Here is a 17604-nt window from a genome sequence, read left to right as displayed (position 1 = left end):
CCGGATCAATGAGCCGACATCAGGAATTCGGCGATCGGGCCGAGAGCCAGCGCGGGCAGGAAGGTGAGCGCGCCCACCACAATCACCACGCAGGCCAGCAGGGTCACGAACAGCGGCGTATGCGTCGGCAGCGTGCCGGCCGACGGCGGCACATGGCGCTTGGCGGCCAGTGAGCCGGCCATGGCCAACATCGCGATGGCGAGCAGGAAGCGCGAGAAGAACATGCACACGCTCAACAGCACATTCCAGAACGGTACGTTGGCCGAGATGCCGCCGAACGCACTGCCGTTGTTGTTGGATGCCGACGAGACCGCGTAGAGGATTTCGCTGAAACCATGCGCGCCAGGGTTGGCGACCGCCGCCGTGCCGGCCGGGACCATCACCGCGATGGCGGTGCACACCACCACTAGGGCGCAGGGCACCAGCACGGCCAGGCTGGCCATCTTCATCTCGTGCGCTTCGATCTTCTTGCCGAGGTATTCCGGGGTGCGGCCCACCATCAGTCCGGCGATGAATACCGCGACCACGGCAAAGGCCAGCATGCCGTAAAGGCCCGAGCCGACACCGCCGAAAACTACTTCACCGAGCTGCATCAGCCACATCGGCACCAAGCCGCCCAGCGGAGTGAGCGAATCATGCATGTTGTTCACCGCGCCGCAGGACGCAGCGGTGGTGATAGCGGTGAACAGGCCGCTGGCAGCGATGCCGAAGCGCGTTTCCTTGCCTTCCATGTTGCCGCCGGCCTGCAGGGTGCTGGCTTGCTGGTCGATCGACAGTCCATGCAGCGCCGGGTTGCCGGCCTGCTCGGCGGCGACGGCGCCGATGGTGAGCGGGATAAAGATCAGCAGCATGGTGGCGAGGATCGCCCAGCCCTGCCGCCGGTCGCCCACCATGCTGCCGAAGGTGTAACAGAGACCGCCGGGGATCAGGAAGATCGCCAGCATCTCCAGAAAATTGCTGAAAGGCGTCGGGTTCTCGTACGGATGCGCAGAGTTCGCGTTGAAGAAACCGCCACCGTTGGTGCCGAGCTGCTTGATCGCGATCTGCGACGCGGCCGGGCCCATCGGCAGGGTCTGCGTATCGACCGGGCTTTCCTTGGTCACGTCGTGACCCTGGGCATCCTTGAGCACATTACCCGCGGCGTCCTTCATCTGCTCGACCTGAGTGATGTGCTGCGTAAGCGGCACGTCGACATAGGCCTTGAAGTTCTGCACGACGCCCTGCGAGGTCAGCAGCAACGCCAGGATCAGCGAGAACGGCAGCAGGATGTAGAGCGTGCTGCGCGTCATGTCGACCCAGAAGTTGCCGATCGACAGCGAGCTGCGCCGCGTAAAGCCGCGCACCACCGCGATCAGCACCGCGATACCGGTAGCTGCCGACAGGAAGTTCTGCACCGCCAAACCCAGCATCTGGGTCAGGTAGCTCATGGTGCTTTCGCCGCCGTAGCCCTGCCAGTTGGTATTGGAGATGAAGCTGATGGCGGTGTTGATGGCCGAGTCCGGCGTCACCGCACCGAAGTGCTGCGGATTCAGCGGCAGCCACTGCTGCGTGCGCTGCAGGATGTACACCGCCAGCATGCCGGTCATGTTGAATAGCAGCATGGCCAGCGCGTAGCGGCGCCATGTCATGTCGTCATCCTGGCGCACGCCGGCCACGCGGTAGAGCACGCGCTCGATGCCGCCGCCGAAACGCGTGACGCGGTTCGGCGTATCGGCGAACACGAGTGCCATATAGCTGCCGACCGGCTTGATCAGCAGCAGGAGTACGACCAGATAGAGGGCTATCTGGAGAAAGTCATTGGTGGTCATTCGAACCACTCCGGCTTGAGCAGGGCCACACACAGGTAGCCCAGCAGGGCTACCGCGATGACGGCAGCCACGGCGTAGAAAATGTTCATGGTGAGATTCCCGCGAAACGCGTGATCGAGAGAGGGCCGCCGCAGTGCGCGGCGGCAGTCGTCAGGGGCGCCGGCCCAGGCGGTCGCAGATCATCAGAAAGCCGATCGACGCCCCGCAAAGCACGAACGAGAAGAGTAGGTAGATGACATCCATAGGTCGCGAAACACCGTCATTGCAACGATGCGTATTGTCGAAACCGGCCTATAAGAAAGGGGTAGCGAATTGGGGTGGGGGCGTATAGAACGCGTAAATTTTGGAGAGCGTCGCAAGGGCTTGCCCTCTCTCAACCTCTCCCTGCAAGCAGGGGGAGGAGTTAAAGCTCGCGACACCCTGCTCCCTCCCCTGCTTGCAGGGGAGGGTTGAGCCCTTGCGACCCCCTTCATGCCAAAGGCTCTCCGCGCAACACATCTCCACTACGCTCCCCGCATGACGGAACCCGCCTACACGCCGATCCGACGTGCCCTCGAGGTCTTCGGCGTCTTCCTCCGCCTCGGCCTCACCTCCTTCGGCGGCCCCATCGCACACCTCGGCTATTTTCGCCGCGCCTTTGTCGAGCAACGTCGCTGGCTGGACGACACGCGCTATGCACAGTTGCTGGCGTTGTGCCAATTCTTGCCGGGGCCGGCGAGCAGCCAGCTTGGTTTCGCGCTGGGCCTGCAGCGCGCTGGATGGCTGGGTGGCCTGGCGGCCTTTATTGGCTTCACGCTGCCGTCGGCGTTGTTGATGTTTGCCTTCGCGGCCTGGGCGCCTTACTTGCAGGGGCGCATCGGCGAAGCGGTATTGCACGGTCTCAAGCTGGTCGCTGTCGTCGTGGTGGCGCAGGGCGTGCTGGGTATGTGGCGAACGCTTGCGCCGGATGCGCCACGCCGCGGCATGGCAGTCGCCACCGCAGTCTTGTTGCTGTGGCAACCCCACGCGTGGCTGCAGTGGCTGGCGGTGGCCACGGCGGCGCTGGCGGGGCAGTGGTTGTGCCGCGGCGTACCGACGATGCCTGCCGGCGATACTGGCGTCGCCTACGGTAGGCGCACAGGTGCCTCGTTATTGCTGGCTTATGTGTTGGTGTTAGTCATGGCACTGCTGGTCGGCGCGGATGGGTCGCCGTTGGCGCGCACGGTAGCGGCCCTGGCACGCGCGGGTGCGCTGGTGTTCGGCGGTGGGCACGTGGTGCTTCCGCTGCTCAAGCAATCGCTGGTGACGCCGGGTTTGATTGATGAGGGTAGCTTCCTTGCCGGCTATGGCGCGGCGCAGGCACTGCCCGGACCGATGTTTTCGCTGGCGGCCTTTCTCGGCGCGCATGTGGGTGGTGCGATGGGTGCGGCGGCTGGTCTTGTTGCCTTGTTCCTGCCAGGCCTATTGCTGGTCGCTGGTGTATTGCCGTGGTGGCAAACGCTGGCTGCGCGCGAAGGCGCCGTGTGCATGATCGCCGGCATCAATGCTGCCGTGGTGGGCCTGCTGGCGGCGGCATTCTGGGATCCGGTATGGCGCGGCGCGGTGCGTGCGCCGCTGGACATCGCCATCGTCGCGCTCGGCTTGCTGCTGATGATGCGGGTGCGCTGGCCAGCCTGGGCCATCGTGGTGTACTGCGTGGCTGCGGCGGTAGGTGCCGCAGCATTTACGTGAAGTTCTGTAAGAATCATGAACCTTTAGTGCCAGGCGTGGGTCCGAGACCGGTCCCCCACGCCGCGCCACCCGGAGCTTCTCCCATGCGTTTTGTCCCCGCTGTCTTGTGGCTGGCCCTATGCGCCGCCTCGCCGGTTTTTGCGCAGACCGCGCCAGCGCCGGCTACCTCGGTTACCAATCTCGAATCGGTGGTCGTCAGCGGCGTGCAACCCGGTCCCGGCCTGTGGAAGGTGAGCAAGGGCGATCACGTGATGTGGGTGCTTGGCACCTTGTCGCCGCTGCCGGATCACATGCAGTGGAAAACGGATGAAGTCGAACAGACCATTGCTGCTTCGCAGGAAGTGCTGAGCGCACCGTCAATCAGCATCAAGCCCAAGGCGGGCTTCTTTGGACGCATGTTCCTGTTGCCGTCGCTGATCGGCGCACGCAAGAACCCGGATGGCGTGACCTTGCAGCAGGCCTTGCCGGCGGCGGAGTACGCGCGCTGGGAGACGCTCAAGCAGCAATACATCGGCAGCGATCGCGGCATTGAAAGCTGGCGTCCGCTGTTTGCCGCCGTTGAGCTTTACGAGAAGGCGGTGAAGCGCAGCGGCATGAATGCATCGGGCGGGGTGAAAGACACCGTGCGCGAGCTGGCCAAGAAGCATGGCATCAAAATGACTTCGGCCCGATACGAAATGCTGATCGAGCAACCGCGTGCCGCGGTGAAGACGTTCAAGACCTCGACCATGGAAGACAAGGAGTGCTTCAGCCAGACCCTCAACACGGTTGAGCATGGTCTGGGTCAGGTGGCGGCGCGCGCGAATGCGTGGGCGGTGGGTGACATCGAGGCGCTGCGCAGTCTGCCGATGGGCGATCAGCGCGAGGCGTGCATCCAGGCGATTACGGGTGCGGGTTTTGCGGAGAAGCTGGGCTTTAAGGATGTGCCGCAGAAGGTGGAGGCGATCTGGATGAGTGCGGTGGATCGCGCGATGGGGAGTAATGCGCAGACGTTTGCGTTGTTGCCGATGGAGGAGGTGTTGTCGGCTAAGGGGTATTTGGCGAAGTTGAAGGCCAAGGGGTATGTGGTGCAGTCGCCTGAGGAGCAGGATGCGGCGGCGCCTTGAGCTTTTGCTTTGCTCCCTCTCCCTTTGGAAGAGGGTTTGTTCTAGCGATACCTTTTCCTACTCTGTCATTCCGGCGCAGGCCGGAATCCAGTGCCTTGTCGCTCGGTTGTCGCGTTATCGCGACCGGGCTCGCCTGCCGCGGGCTTCCGAACCGCTGCCGCGGCTCGGGTCACTTTCTCTTTGCTGGCCCAAAGAGAAAGTAACCAAAGAGAAATGGCCTGAAGAGCAGGCGGCGGGCTTTGTAGCTGCGCCTTTTCCAGTGTCAGGCGTCGGGATGGTTTCTTCGGGGCCTGATCGTCCGACCCTCACCGCTCCGAGCTTTTGCTCCCTCCCCTGCTTGCAGGGGAGGGTTGGGGAGGGGTGTGGGTGCTCGAGATAACGCTCCTACGGGTGTTGTCTGTCAGGCGCTGGCTTGATCCAGTTTCGCGATTTCATCGCGCGTGAGTTGCAGCTTCACCGCACCAAACAAATCGCTCAGCTGTTCGACGCTGGTTGCGCTGGCGATGGGGGCGGTGATGCTGGGGCGGGCGATGAGCCAGGCGAGGGCGACTTGTGCGGGTGTGGCGTGGTGGGTGGTGGCGACTTCGTCGAGGGCGGCGAGTACGCCGAGGCCGTGGGGGTTGAGGTATTTCTTTACGGCGCCGCTGCGTGCGGCGCTTTTGCCGAGGTCGGCTTCCGTGCGGTATTTGCCGGTGAGGAAGCCGCTGGCGAGGGCGTAGTAGTTGATGACGCCGATGTTTTCGGCGGTGACGAGAGGCTCGAGGTTGTTCTCGTAGTCGCCGCGGTTGACCAGGTTGTAATCGGGCTGCAGGGTTTCGTAGCGGGGCAGGTGGTGTTTGGCGGAGACGTTGAGGGCTTCGGCGAAGCGGTCGGCGTTGTAGTTGGAGGCGCCGATGACCCGCACCTTGCCTTGTTCGATCAGACGGCCGAAGGCACCAAGGGTTTCTTCCAGCGGCACGCTCGCATCATCCTCATGCGCTTGATAGAGGTCGATGTAGTCGGTCTGCAGGCGTTTGAGTGAGGCGTCGACGGCTTGCAGGATGTTGACTGGGGAAAGGCCGGGGTGTTCGGCCCATTTCGCCACCTTGGTCGCGAGCACGACCTTGTCGCGCTTGCCGCTCTGCTTCAGCCATTTGCCGATGATGGTTTCGGATTCGCCACCACGGTTGCCGGGCACCCAGGCGGAGTAGACGTCGGCGGTGTCGATCAGGTTGAAGCCGGCGTCGACGAAGGCATCGAGCAGTTCGTGCGAGCGCTTTTCATCCGCGCTCCAGCCGAAGACATTGCCGCCGAACGCGAGCGGGGCGACGGAAAGGGATGACTTGCCAAGTTGACGCAGTTGCATGAGGCGGTTCCTTGCGGGTGGATCAAAGCGTGTGAATCAAGCCGGGTTGGCGACGCGCACCAGCAGCTTGCCGAAGTTGCGGCCCTTGAGCAGACCGATGAAGGCCTCTGGCGCGTGTTCGAGGCCGTCGACGATGTCTTCGCGGTAGCGCACCTGGCCATCGCGCAGCCAGCCGCCCATCTCGCGCAGGAATTCCGGATAGTGCTGCACGAACTCGCGCTGGATGAAGCCGCGCAAAGTAAGGCTGCGCGTGAGCACGCTGCGCATCAGTGCGGGCAAGCGATCGGCGGCCACCGGCAGTTCGCCGTTGAAGCCGCTGCGGTAACCGTCATCGTTGTAGTGCGCGATCAGGCCGCAGACGGGGACGCGTGCGTATTCGTTGAGCAACGGCCACACGGCTTCCCAGACGGCGCCGCCGACGTTTTCGAAGTACACGTCGATGCCGTTGGGGCAGGCGGCTTTGAGCTGTTCGGCGAAGTCGGGCGCGCGATGGTCGATGGCGGCGTCGAAGCCGAGTTCATCGCGCAGGTAGGCGCATTTCTCCGCGCCACCCGCGATGCCTACGGCGCGAGCGCCGCGCAGCCGCGCGATCTGCCCCACGGCAGAGCCGACCGCGCCGCTGGCGGCAGCAACTACAAGTGTTTCCCCGGGCTTGGGCTTGCCGATCTCACGCAAGCCGGCCCACGCAGTGAAGCCCGGCATGCCATAGACGCCCAGCGCCGTGCTGAGTGGTGCGATGGCGGGATCGAGCCGACGCAGGATCTGTTTCGGCGTGACCACTGCATGGGTCTGCCAGCCAGAATGGCTCAGCACAAATTCGCCCGCGCGGTAGTCCGGGTGATTTGAGCGCAGCACCTGCGCGACGGTGCCACCTTCCATCACGGCGCCCAGCGCCACCGGCGCGGCGTACGACTTGGTCGCACTCATGCGGCCGCGCATGTAGGGGTCCAGCGACAGATAGAGCACGCGCAGCAGCATCTCGCCGTCGCCGGGCTCGGGTATGCGCACCGATTCGAGACGGAAGTTTTCCGGCGTCGGCTCGCCCAGCGGGCGCGCCGCGAGCACCCAGCGCTGCGCGGTGGTATCGGTCATCGGGTTCCCTGCCTGCTATACCCCCGCTGCAACAGCGCAGCGGTGTTGTCAGTTCGACGTGGTAGCAGGCCGGGACGGAATCAAGTCGGGACGCAGGCTTTCCCGCAAGGCGTGATCGGCGGCAGCACGCTGGCGGCGGCGTGCACTTTGAGCGGTGTGGCGCTGCGCTCGCGGCGGCCGCGCGGCTTGTCTTGCGGCATCGGCGCGTCGGCCAGGCGACGCGCCAGTTCGGGGCTGGCGATATGGCCATGCAGAAACAGCAAGTCGGTCCAGAGCGAACTCATGACGGCCTCCCAAGTAGTGTCTGCCATCAGGCAGGTGGCTCAAGATAAGAGCCTTGGATGGCGCCAAAAAGCGATATATTCGCAAGCCAGACTTGAGGATTATTCAAGATGGCGCGGATTTCCCTGGACCTCCTTCAACACTTTGTCGCGGCTGCCCGGCTGGGCAACCTGTCGCGTGCGGCGGAGCAGGCCAACCTTACGGTGAGCGCACTCAGCCATCAGATCCGCCAGCTGGAGCAGCGGGTGGAGCGCAAGCTGTTCGATCGTGGTCCGCGCGGCGTGCAGTTGACCGCCGAAGGGCGCCGGTTACTGGAAGCAGTGGGTCATCATTTCGAGGGCATCGATCGCGCGATGTCCAGCTATCGCTGTCGCCGCGAAGAGGCGCTCACGCTCAGCACGATTCCGGGCGTGATGTCGAGCTGGCTGGTGCCGCGCCTGGCGCGCCTGGTGGCGGCGCATCCGGAGTTGGAACTGAATCTGCAATCCAGCGTGACCCTGGTCGATTTCGAGCGCGATCCGGTCGACGCCGCCGTGCGTTACGGGCGCGGGGTATGGAGCGGTGTGGAAACCGAGCAGTTGTTCGGCGAATGGATCGCGCCGGTGGTTTCCACCGCCTTGCTTGAACGCATGCGCGACGCCGATTCCGGCGATCTGGGCAGCTGGCCGCTGCTTGGTGATCCAGGCAACCGCTGGCGCGACTGGTTTGAGACGTTCGGCGGCACGCCGCCGCGCCGCTACGTGGCGCAGTTCGACACGACGGATGCGCTGCAGCGCGCGGCATTGGAAGGCATGGGCGTGGCGCTGGGCCGCATGGTCACCGCGCGGCCGCTGGTCGAGGCAGGGTTGCTGCATGTGCTGGGCGAGCGCTACATGCATATCCCCGAGGCGTATTACCTGGTGTATCCGCCGCGCTCGCGCGATCACGCCGGGCTGCGCGTATTCCGCGACTGGATCCACTGCGAGGCGGAGGCGTATGCGCAGAGCATGGCGTACGCGGCGGGACAGCACGCCTGATTTCGGATCAATAGTACGGGCACATACCGTAAAATCGGCCGGCTGGCCGCCTATGGGCCGGCGTTTCCCCATGTATCGATACGCACGACTTTAAGGATTTCCTATGTCCAGTACCGCCATCCTGGTCGACGGCGCGTTTTTTCTTGCCCGCTATCGCAAGGTTTGGGGTGAGCGCGACGCCAATGACGCACGCACGGTCGCCAAGACCGTTTTCGGCATGGCGCTGGAACATCTCAAGGCGCTGGATCGCCCGCGCGAAGCGCTTTATCGCATCTTTTTCTACGACTGCCCGCCGCTGGAAAAAAGCTTTATCCGGCCGGTGAGTGGCGATACGTTCGATTTCTCGCGCACCGGTGCGGCGACCTTCCGCCGCGAGCTGCACGATCAGCTGCGCCGGCAGCGCAAGATGGCGCTGCGGCTGGGGCGTCTCGCCGAGCGCGGCGAGTGGAAGCTGAAGTACCACGCTTATCAGCAGCTGCGCGACGGCTCGCTGCAATGGGACGCGCTGGGCGATGAACACTTCGAGCCCGACATGCGCCAGACCCAGGTGGACATGAAGATCGGCATCGACATCGCCGCGCTCACCTATAAGAAGCTGGTCGATCAGATCATCCTGGTGGCGGGCGACGCCGACTTCATTCCGGCCGCCAAGCTGGCCCGCTATGAAGGCATCGATTTCATTCTCGACCCGATGTGGCAGGGCATCGCGCCGGATCTGCACGAACATATCGATGGTTTGCAGTCGGTATGCCCGCGGCCGTTCTGATCCGCGTCGGGCTGTCTATCCACCAAACGTATACGTGGCGACCACAAAATGACGTGTTAGCCTGCGCGGGCATTTGGGGAAGAGAACTGCAGATGAAACGCCATGTTGTCTTTGGCTTGACCGCCTTTTTGCTCGCCGCATGCAGCGGTAATTCCGTCCCGGCCAGCACCCTCGCCGCGCAGGACCAGCCCGTCGGCGGTCTGGTGCCGCCCACCAGCGCCAGCGATTTCACCTCCAGCCAGCTCGACACTGTGCTGGCCGGCAGCTGGCGCTCGGAAAAGAATCGCGCACGCGATACGTACCGCCACCCCAAGGCGACGCTGCAATTCTTCGGTGTGCGCCCCGACCTCACGGTGATCGAGATCACCCCGGGCGGCGGCTGGTACAGCGAGATCCTGGCGCCGCTGTTGCAAGACAACGGCAGCTATATCGCTGCGATCCAGAAGCCCGCCGACGTTGGCGAGGCGCGTCAGGACGCCAGCGGTCTGCATGCCAAGTTCGCTGCCGATCCGGCGCATTACGGCAAGGCGCAGATTGTGGAGTTCGACCCCAAGGCGCCGGCATTCGGCAAGCCTGGCGCGGCCGACATGGTGCTCACCTTCCGCAACGTGCATAACTGGGTGATGGCCGATACCGCGCCGGCGATGTTCAAGGCGTTCTACGCCGCGTTGCGTCCCGGCGGCGTGCTCGGCGTGGTCGACCATCGGGCCAGCGAAGGCGTCAAGCTCGATGCCATCAAGCAAAGCGGCTATCTGCCCACCAGTTACGTGGTGAAGCTCGCCACCGATGCCGGCTTCAAGCTCGATGGCGAAAGCGAGGTCAATGCGAATTCGAAGGACACCAAGGACTATCCCAAGGGTGTCTGGACCTTGCCGCCCACCTTGACCCTGGGCGATCAGGACAAGGCCAAGTACCAGGCCATTGGCGAGTCCGATCGCATGACGCTGCGCTTTGTGAAGCCGGAGACGCCGGCCGCGGCCGCGCATTGAGCGGCCCGCGCCGCGTATGCTGATCGCGCTCAACAAACCCTTCAACGTGCTGTGCCAGTTCACCGCCGAAGGCGGCAAGCGCACGCTGGCGCAGTTCATCTCGCAGAAGAACGTATATCCGGCCGGCCGGCTGGATTACGACAGCGAGGGCTTGCTGCTGCTGACCGACGATGGCCGGCTCGCGAACAAACTCACCGATCCGCGTCACAAGCAGCCGAAGACGTATCTGGTGCAGGTGGATGGCGCGGTTACCGATGAGGCGGTGGCGGTGTTGTGCCGCGGCGTGGTGTTGAACGATGGTCCGACGCTGCCTGCCGGTGTCGAGCATGTGGTGGAGCCGGAGTGGCTGTGGCCGCGGGATCCGCCGGTGCGGTTTCGTAAAAATATTCCGACCAGTTGGTTGAGTGTCACTTTGCGTGAGGGGCGCAATCGGCAGGTGCGGAGGATGACGGCGGTGGTGGGGTTTCCTACGTTGCGGTTGATTCGGGTGAGGGTGGGGGGATATGGGGTGGAGGGGCTTGCGCCTGGTGATATGCGGGTGCTTTTGCCTTGATTTTCTCCCTCTTCTTTAGGGGAGAGTTTGGCTCTTGCGACATCCCTTCCTACTTCGTCATCCCTGCGTAGGCAGGAGGCGCTTCACAACAGCGAAGCTGGTCATCCAGTGGCGTTATCGCTCGGTTTTGGCGTCTGCGTCCCTGGCTCGCCTGCCGCGGGCTTCCGAACCGCTGCCGCGGTCCGGGTCACTTTCTCTTTGCTGGCCCACGCACCCGCAGGAGCGGGTGCGAACAGCGCAGCTGGCCCGAAGGGCGGAGGGCATGGATGCCCGGAGTAAAGAGAAAGTGACCAAAGAGAAATGGCCTGAGAGCAGGCGGTGTGCTTTGTAGCTACGCCTTTTCCAGTGTCAGGCGTCGGATCGTTTTCTTCGAGGTCTGATCGTTATTCCCCGTCGAAGCGCCACATCTCCCTCTCCCTTCCGGGGAGAGGGTTGGGGTGAGGGGTGGGTGCTCGGGGTTGCGCTGCCACGGAAGTGGGTTGCGCACTACAACCCAAAAAACGCTTCCGCCGTCGCCGTGCTATTCGCCGCAGTGATTTCCACCGGCTCGCCACGGTCACGCGCGACTTCATAGCAAATGTGCCGCAAATACATCGGCTCATTGCGCCTATGGCTTGGTTGCGGTTTGACGGTGCGCGGTAGCAGGTAGGGGGCGTCGGTTTCGATCATCAAGCGGTTGGCGGGGATGTCGCGGACGAGTTCGCGCAGGTGGGTGCCGCGGCGTTCGTCGCAGATCCAGCCGGTGATGCCGATGTGGCAGTCGAGGGCGAGGTAGTCGCGTAGGGCTTCGCCGGTGTCGGTGAAGCAGTGGACGACGGCGGCCGGGACTTTGTCGCGGTAGCGGCGCAGCAGGGCGATGAAATCCTCGTGGGCGTCGCGCTGGTGGAGGAACAGGGGTTTCTGTACGTCCACGGCGATCTGCAATTGGCGCTCGAATACGGCGAGTTGCACGTCGCGAGGGGAGTAGTTGCGGTTGTAGTCGAGGCCGGTTTCGCCGACGGCGCGAACTTCCGGCTGCTGCGCAAGTTCATGCAGCAGCGTATGGGTGGTGTCGTCGTAGTCGATGGCGTGATGAGGATGCACCCCGGCGGTGGCGTAAAGCTCGCCGGGATGGCGGCGGGCGAGGTCGAGCGCGTGGGTGCTGCCGTCGCGGGAGGCGCCGGTAACGACCATGCGGGTGACGCCATGGTCGCGTGCGCGCTGCATCACGGCGTCAAAGTCGTGATGGAACGATTCGTGGGTGAGGTTGGCACCGATGTCGAGCAACTGCATGGTCTGGCCGATGGGGCAAAACATGCATTGTCCCAGAGCGCCGGGATCGATCAAACCGCGCTTGCGGCAGGCTCGCGACAGGGACGGTGACGTGGTTGTGATGACCGCGTGAATTTGCGAATGGCGCCGTTATTTCATGCGAGGATGAATTGCTGGCGTCAACTAGGGTGGGATCGACCAGGGTTACCCGGCATTCCATAGAAGGTCCACCTCTGGGGGTGGTGGCCGGTCCGTGCTCTGGGGAGGGCACGCTGGTTGGTTCCTGACGGATGACGGTGAGGGACGCCTTCGCTCAGCCAATCCATGTAGAGGGAGTTCGAATGAAACAGCGTTCGCAAGTGAAGTTGCTCGCCGCCTCGATGCTGCTGGCCTTGAGCCTGCCGGCCGCCGCCGCGGATATCTCGGGCAATATCAGCCGCTTCGATCTGAGTTCGGTCCAGGAAGGCGAGTCGTATAACCGTTTCATCGTGGTCTATCGCAATGGCAGCACGGAGCACGCCAATCCGTCCGCCGCCGTGCAGGCGGTGACGGTTGCCGCCGGCAAGGCCCAACTGATGGAACAGAGTGGCACCACGCTCTCAACCAACGCGCTGCGCTCAGGCGGCCGCATGCTGGGAGTGAACTACAATCGCAAGCTGGCTATCGGTGGTGATCTGGTAACCACCTCGCGGCGTCTATCCGCCACGGAAACGCGCCAGTTCGTGCAGCGGATCGCCGCCGATCCGGCGGTGGAATTTGTGCAGCCGGACTACATGCGTCATGCGTTGAGCAAACCGGTGCAGGCACAGCCGGCTGGTGCGGCCACCTTCACCACGCCGAATGATCAGTACTACGCCGCCTACCAATGGGATTACCTGGCGGCGAACGGTACGGCGTTCAGTGACAGTAGCCTCGGCACCTCGGTGGCCAACTGGGGCGGCGCCAATATCCAGCAGGCCTGGACCTTGGCCGACGGCACCGGCATCACCATTGCCAGCCTCGATACCGGTGTGACCAATCACCCGGATCTCGACCTGACCCTGGCTGCCTCCGGCTACGACTTCATCAGCACCGCGCTGGTCTCCGGTCGTGCCGCCGACGGCCGTGCGGCTGGCGGTTGGGATACCGGCGACTGGACCACCGGCAGCAAGTACCTCGCCAGCAACGGCGGCTGCGTGGATTCCACCCATCCGGCGGAGAACAGCAGCTGGCATGGCACGCATGTGTTCGGCACCGCTGGTGGCGAGAAGACCAACAACGGCACGGGCATGGTCGGCACGGCGTTCGGCGCCAAGGTGTTGCCGGTGCGCGTGCTTGGCCACTGTGGCGGCTACGACAGTGATATCGCCGACGCCATCACTTGGGCCTCGGGCGGTCATGTGAACGGCGTGCCGGACAACACGCATCCGGCGCAGGTCATCAGCATGAGCCTGGGCGGCAGTGGCACCTGCACCTCCAGCACCATCACGGGCAAGGCGATCTCCGGCGCGATCAGCCGCGGCGCCACCGTGGTGGTAGCGGCGGGCAACAGCAACGCCAATGTGTCCGGCTTCTCGCCGGCCAGTTGCCCGGGCGTGGTCGCGGTGGCTGCCACCGGCATCACCAGCCGTCGTGCGTACTACTCCAACTACGGCGCCGGCATCACCCTGGCCGCACCGGGCGGCGGTGTGTATGCCAACGACGGTTCCAGCGGCACGCAGGCGACCACCGGCTTCATCTGGTCGACCATCGACTCCGGCACCACGTCGCCATCGGGTTCGACCTATGGCGGCATGGCCGGTACGTCGCAGGCCACGCCGCATGTGGCCGGTGCCGTGGCACTGATGCAAAGCTATCGCCTCGCTCTCGGCAAGGCCCTGCTCACCTCGGCGCAGATCACGTCGCTGCTGAAGTCTTCGGCCACCAAGCCGCACGTGGCGGCCAGCCAGACCAAGCCGATCGGCGCAGGCATCCTCAATACCTATGCGGCAGTGCAGGCGGCGGGCGCGCAGCCCTGATCGCCATGGTTTGATCGGTGTACCAGGCAACCGGCGCCCTTCGGGGCGCCGGTTCTTTTTTCTTTCATATGGCGTGCCACCGTAACTTCACACGCCGGCAAATATCGCCCTTCAGAATCGGGCTTTCATGTGTATCCGCCGTCCAGTCTCGCAACCGTATTGGAGGATGTGCTACCAATGTGGGCTGATGCGCCCTCCAGGGGCGGTACCTCAGGTACCGTGGGCGAATATGGACTTGAGAAGTGCGGGGTGAGTGCATGTCGGCAGCGGCAAGGCCGGCGGCCAGCGAGGCAGGGATAGCAGGACAGGATCGCGAAACGGCGGTCTGCAATCTGCTGGTTGCGCGCGGACGCTTGAAAGACAGTGACCTGGCACGAGCCCGGCGGCTGCACGAGGAGTCGCCCGAAGGCACGTTGACGGCGCTGATGGCACGGCTTGGCCTGGTTTCCGAGCGAGACCTGGCCGAAGCCTGGTCCGAATTGCTGCACACGCCACTATTGGCCTCGCGCGAAGCGCCGGAGCTGCCGCCCGCCGAACTCGATATGTCGGTGCGCTTCCTCAAGATGCACCACGTGGTGCCGGTGCGCGACGGCGAGGATGGGGTGGCCTTGCTGGTCGCCGATCCGGCCGATGCGTATCCGCTGCAGGCGGTGGAGCTGGCTGTCGGTCGCCCGGTAACGCTGCGCATCGGCCTGCGTTCGGAGATCGATGATCTGATCGAACGCTATTACGGCTCCGGCCGCTCCGCCATGGGCACCATCGTCGAGAACCTCGACGGCAGCGCCGCGGTGGAGGATGACGTGGAGCATCTGCGCGACCTCGCGTCGGAGGCGCCGGTCATCCGCCTGGTCAACCTGATCCTGCAGCGTGCGGTGGAACAGCGCGCGTCGGACGTGCATATCGAGCCGTTCGAAAATCGTTTGAAAGTGCGCTACCGCATTGACGGTGTCTTGCACGAGGTGGAAGCACCGCCATCCAGCTCCACCGCTGCGGTGATCTCGCGCGTGAAGATCATGGCCAAGCTCAACATCGCCGAGAGGCGGTTGCCGCAGGACGGCCGCATTCAGTTGCGCGTGCAGGGCAAGGAGCTCGACCTGCGCGTATCGACGGTGCCGACCAGCTTCGGCGAGTCGGTGGTGATGCGTATCCTCGATCGCGAATCGGTGGTGTTCGATTTCGCCTCGCTCGGCTTCACCGACAATTTCCAGCAACGCTTCGTGGATGTGCTGGAGCGCCCGCACGGCATCCTGCTGGTGACCGGCCCCACCGGCTCGGGCAAGACCACCACGCTGTATACCGCGCTGTCGCAGATCAATACGCCCGACGTGAAGATCATTACCGTCGAGGATCCGGTCGAATACCAGATCGAAGGCATTAACCAGATCCAGGTGAAGCCGCAGATCGGCCTGGACTTCACCGGCGCCCTGCGCTCGATCGTGCGTCAGGATCCGGACGTGATCATGATCGGCGAAATGCGCGATCTGGAAACCTGCCGCATCGCGATCCAGTCCGCGCTCACCGGCCACTTGGTGCTGTCTACCCTGCATACCAACAGCGCCGCCGGTGGCATCACCCGTCTGCTCGACATGGGCGTGGAGGATTACCTGCTCGGCTCTACCGTCAACGGCATCCTGGCGCAGCGCCTGGTGCGCCGTCTCGATCAGGAAACGGCGACGCCGTATGAAGCGCTGCCCGAGGTGATCGAGCAGTTCGAGTTGCACAAGTACACAAATGAGCGGCCTATTCGCCTGTGGAAGCCGGGTAGCAGCACGGCCAATCCCACTGGCTATCGCGGCCGCCGCGCGATCATGGAATTCCTGGTGATGAGTGACCCGCTGCGCCGACTGGTGATGCAGCGCGCCGACGCCGGCGAAATCGAACGCCTGGCGCGCGCCGAAGGCATGCGCACCATGTACGAAGACGGCATTGCCAAGGCCGTGGCGGGCATCACCACCATTGAGGAGGTCCTGCGCGTTACGCAGGAGAGCTGATGCAGTTTCATTACCGCGCCGTCAGCGACGCCGGCGAGTTGCTTCACGGAGAGATGGAAGCTGCCAGCGTCGAGGAAGTCATCGCACGCCTGCAGGATCAGGGCCACACCCCGCTGGAAGCCAAGCCGGCTAACGAGGCAGTCAGCGGTAGCGGCTTGGCCGCCTTGTTCAAGCGTGGCCCCTTCACTGGCGATCAGCTGGCGCAGTTCACCCATCAGCTGGCGACCCTGCTGGGCGCCGGCCAGCCGCTGGATCGCGCACTTGGCATCTTGCTGGATCTGCCAGAAGGCGAACGTGCCAAGCAATTGATCGAGCGGGTGCGCGATCGCGTGCGTGGCGGCACGCCGCTGTCGCAGTCGTTCGATGAAGAACACGGCGTCTTCCCCAAGCTCTATATCAGCCTGGTGCGCGCGGGCGAAGCGGGCGGGTCGCTGGAAGATACCTTGCGCCGCCTGGCGGATTACCTCGAGCGCAGCCAGCAGCTGCGCGGCAGCATCGTCAATGCGCTGATCTATCCGGCCTTCCTGATGGTGGGCGTGTTTGGCTCGCTGGTGCTGCTGCTGGCCTATGTGGTGCCGCAGTTCGTACCGATTTTCGAAGATATGCAGGTGCCGATCCCGTGGATCACCCAGGCGGTGCTGGCGCTGGGCAACCTGTTGCAGTCGTGGTGGTGGCTGATGCTGGGAGTGCTGGTCGGCGGCATTGCTATGTGGCGAGCCCGCCTGCGCGATCCGGTAGCGCGGCTGGCCTGGCATGCCCGCCTGCTGCAGATGCGTCTGATCGGGCCGCTGCTGCTGAAAGTGGAGACGGCACGTATCGCCCGCACCCTGGGCACCCTGCTCAAGAACGGCGTGCCGCTGTTGTCCTCCCTGACCATCGCCCGCCAGGTCACCTCCAACCGCGCGCTGGACGAAGCGCTGGCCCATGCCGCGGAACAAGTGAAGGGTGGTTCGGGTCTCAGTCTGGCGCTGGCGCAGTCGCAGCGGTTCCCGCGACTAGCCCTGCAGATGGTGCAGGTGGGTGAGGAGGCTGGCCAGCTGGACACGATGTTGCTGAAAGTGGCGGACACCTTCGAACTGGAGAGCAAGCGTGCCATCGATCGCCTGCTCGCCGCCCTGGTGCCGGCGCTGACCATCGTGATGACGATTCTGGTGGCCATCATCATGGCCGCGATCCTGCTGCCGCTGCTGAGCCTGACCAGCAACATCCAATAACAACGTGGCCTGCCACTTCCATTCCACTTTGCCGATGACCAGAGGTTTCGCTATGCAACACAGGCACATCCGACTCCAACGCGCCGCCCGCGGCTTCACCCTGCTCGAAATGCTGGCGGTCATCGTGCTGATCGGCATCATCGGCGCGGTGGTGGTGACCCAGGTCGGCAAGAACGTGGACAAGGGCAAGTACGGTGCCGGCAAGGCGCAGCTCACCACGCTCAGCCAGAAGATCGAGAACTACGCGCTCGACAACGGGGCACCGCCGGCCCAGCTCAGCGACCTGATGGCCAAGCCCGCGAATGCGCGCAACTGGCAGGGTCCGTATGCGAAAGAGTCGGAACTGAAGGATCCGTGGGGCCATGCCTTTGGCTACAAGTACCCGGGCGACCACGGCAGCTTCGATCTGATCTTCTACGGCCAGGATGGCCAGCCCGGCGGCGATGGCTATAACGCCGACATGGGGAACTGGCAGTAATGAAGC

At 64.1% G+C, this 17604-nt stretch carries 16 protein-coding genes; 10 read left to right on the top strand and 6 right to left on the bottom strand.

Annotated elements, in window-relative coordinates:
- Positions 1-5 precede the first annotated feature (5 nt).
- Together kdpA and kdpF are read right to left on the bottom strand one after the other, a co-directional pair.
- Positions 6-1808: a potassium-transporting ATPase subunit KdpA gene (kdpA, locus tag BM338_RS04010; protein WP_090449524.1), complete on the bottom strand. Its 1803-nt coding sequence runs from the start codon at positions 1806-1808 to the stop codon at positions 6-8.
- Positions 1805-1897 carry a K(+)-transporting ATPase subunit F gene (kdpF, locus tag BM338_RS04005; RefSeq protein ID WP_090449523.1) on the bottom strand — a complete coding sequence of 31 codons (93 nt, stop codon included), beginning with the start codon at positions 1895-1897 and terminating at the stop codon, positions 1805-1807. Before kdpF ends, kdpA begins: the two co-directional genes overlap by 4 nt.
- A gap of 427 nt (positions 1898-2324) precedes the next feature.
- Between kdpF and chrA the strand changes: the two genes are divergently transcribed.
- The gene (chrA, locus tag BM338_RS04000) at positions 2325-3518 is read left to right on the top strand and encodes a chromate efflux transporter (protein ID WP_090449522.1); all 1194 of its coding nucleotides are present in this window, start codon (positions 2325-2327) and stop codon (positions 3516-3518) included.
- 83 nt (positions 3519-3601) lie between these two features.
- Positions 3602-4624: a TraB/GumN family protein gene (locus BM338_RS03995; RefSeq protein ID WP_090449521.1), complete on the top strand. Its 1023-nt coding sequence runs from the start codon at positions 3602-3604 to the stop codon at positions 4622-4624.
- Positions 4625-5024: 400 nt separating this feature from the next.
- On the opposite strand, the gene BM338_RS03990 is transcribed toward BM338_RS03995, so the two are convergent.
- The 3 genes from BM338_RS03990 to BM338_RS03980 all read right to left on the bottom strand — a co-directional run bounded on the left by BM338_RS03990 (position 5025) and on the right by BM338_RS03980 (position 7345).
- Positions 5025-5969, bottom strand: coding sequence for an aldo/keto reductase (locus BM338_RS03990; protein WP_090449520.1), 945 nt, complete (start codon positions 5967-5969; stop codon positions 5025-5027).
- Positions 5970-6005: 36 nt separating this feature from the next.
- Positions 6006-7061, bottom strand: a complete 1056-nt coding sequence (locus BM338_RS03985; RefSeq protein WP_090449519.1) for an NADP-dependent oxidoreductase — start codon at positions 7059-7061, stop codon at positions 6006-6008.
- A gap of 80 nt (positions 7062-7141) precedes the next feature.
- Positions 7142-7345 carry a hypothetical protein gene (locus BM338_RS03980; RefSeq protein WP_090449518.1) on the bottom strand — a complete coding sequence of 68 codons (204 nt, stop codon included), beginning with the start codon at positions 7343-7345 and terminating at the stop codon, positions 7142-7144.
- 108 nt (positions 7346-7453) lie between these two features.
- Here BM338_RS03980 and BM338_RS03975 point away from each other — a divergent pair, with 108 nt between their 5' ends.
- The 4 genes from BM338_RS03975 (at position 7454) to BM338_RS03960 (ending at position 10667) form a co-directional block, all read left to right on the top strand.
- Positions 7454-8359 (top strand): LysR substrate-binding domain-containing protein, encoded by a 906-nt coding sequence (locus BM338_RS03975; protein WP_090449517.1) that lies wholly within the window; start codon positions 7454-7456, stop codon positions 8357-8359.
- Between the two features lie 103 nt (positions 8360-8462).
- On the top strand, positions 8463-9125 hold the full coding sequence (locus BM338_RS03970) for an NYN domain-containing protein (RefSeq protein WP_090449516.1): 663 nt from the start codon (positions 8463-8465) through the stop codon (positions 9123-9125).
- A gap of 92 nt (positions 9126-9217) precedes the next feature.
- Positions 9218-10114 (top strand): class I SAM-dependent methyltransferase, encoded by an 897-nt coding sequence (locus BM338_RS03965; RefSeq protein WP_090449515.1) that lies wholly within the window; start codon positions 9218-9220, stop codon positions 10112-10114.
- A gap of 16 nt (positions 10115-10130) precedes the next feature.
- The gene (locus BM338_RS03960; protein WP_090449514.1) at positions 10131-10667 is read left to right on the top strand and encodes a pseudouridine synthase; all 537 of its coding nucleotides are present in this window, start codon (positions 10131-10133) and stop codon (positions 10665-10667) included.
- 486 nt (positions 10668-11153) lie between these two features.
- On the opposite strand, the gene BM338_RS03955 is transcribed toward BM338_RS03960, so the two are convergent.
- Positions 11154-11939 carry a TatD family hydrolase gene (locus tag BM338_RS03955; RefSeq protein WP_090450102.1) on the bottom strand — a complete coding sequence of 262 codons (786 nt, stop codon included), beginning with the start codon at positions 11937-11939 and terminating at the stop codon, positions 11154-11156.
- A 320-nt stretch (positions 11940-12259) separates the two neighbouring features.
- Between BM338_RS03955 and BM338_RS03950 the strand changes: the two genes are divergently transcribed.
- The 4 genes from BM338_RS03950 (at position 12260) to gspG (ending at position 17598) form a co-directional block, all read left to right on the top strand.
- On the top strand, positions 12260-13915 hold the full coding sequence (locus BM338_RS03950; RefSeq protein ID WP_090449513.1) for a S8 family serine peptidase: 1656 nt from the start codon (positions 12260-12262) through the stop codon (positions 13913-13915).
- Positions 13916-14172: 257 nt separating this feature from the next.
- The gene (gene gspE, locus BM338_RS03945; protein WP_090449512.1) at positions 14173-15906 is read left to right on the top strand and encodes a type II secretion system ATPase GspE; all 1734 of its coding nucleotides are present in this window, start codon (positions 14173-14175) and stop codon (positions 15904-15906) included.
- Positions 15903-17120: a type II secretion system inner membrane protein GspF gene (gene gspF / locus BM338_RS03940; RefSeq protein WP_090449511.1), complete on the top strand. Its 1218-nt coding sequence runs from the start codon at positions 15903-15905 to the stop codon at positions 17118-17120. The genes gspE and gspF overlap by 4 nt, the downstream gene beginning before the upstream one ends.
- Positions 17121-17172: 52 nt before the next feature.
- Positions 17173-17598, top strand: coding sequence for a type II secretion system major pseudopilin GspG (gene gspG / locus BM338_RS03935; RefSeq protein WP_090449510.1), 426 nt, complete (start codon positions 17173-17175; stop codon positions 17596-17598).
- The last annotated feature ends 6 nt before the right edge of the window (positions 17599-17604 follow it).

This window comes from Dyella sp. OK004 (assembly GCF_900114495.1).
Classification (GTDB): domain Bacteria; phylum Pseudomonadota; class Gammaproteobacteria; order Xanthomonadales; family Rhodanobacteraceae; genus Dyella_D.
This window is presented reverse-complemented; position numbering and strand designations above follow the sequence as displayed.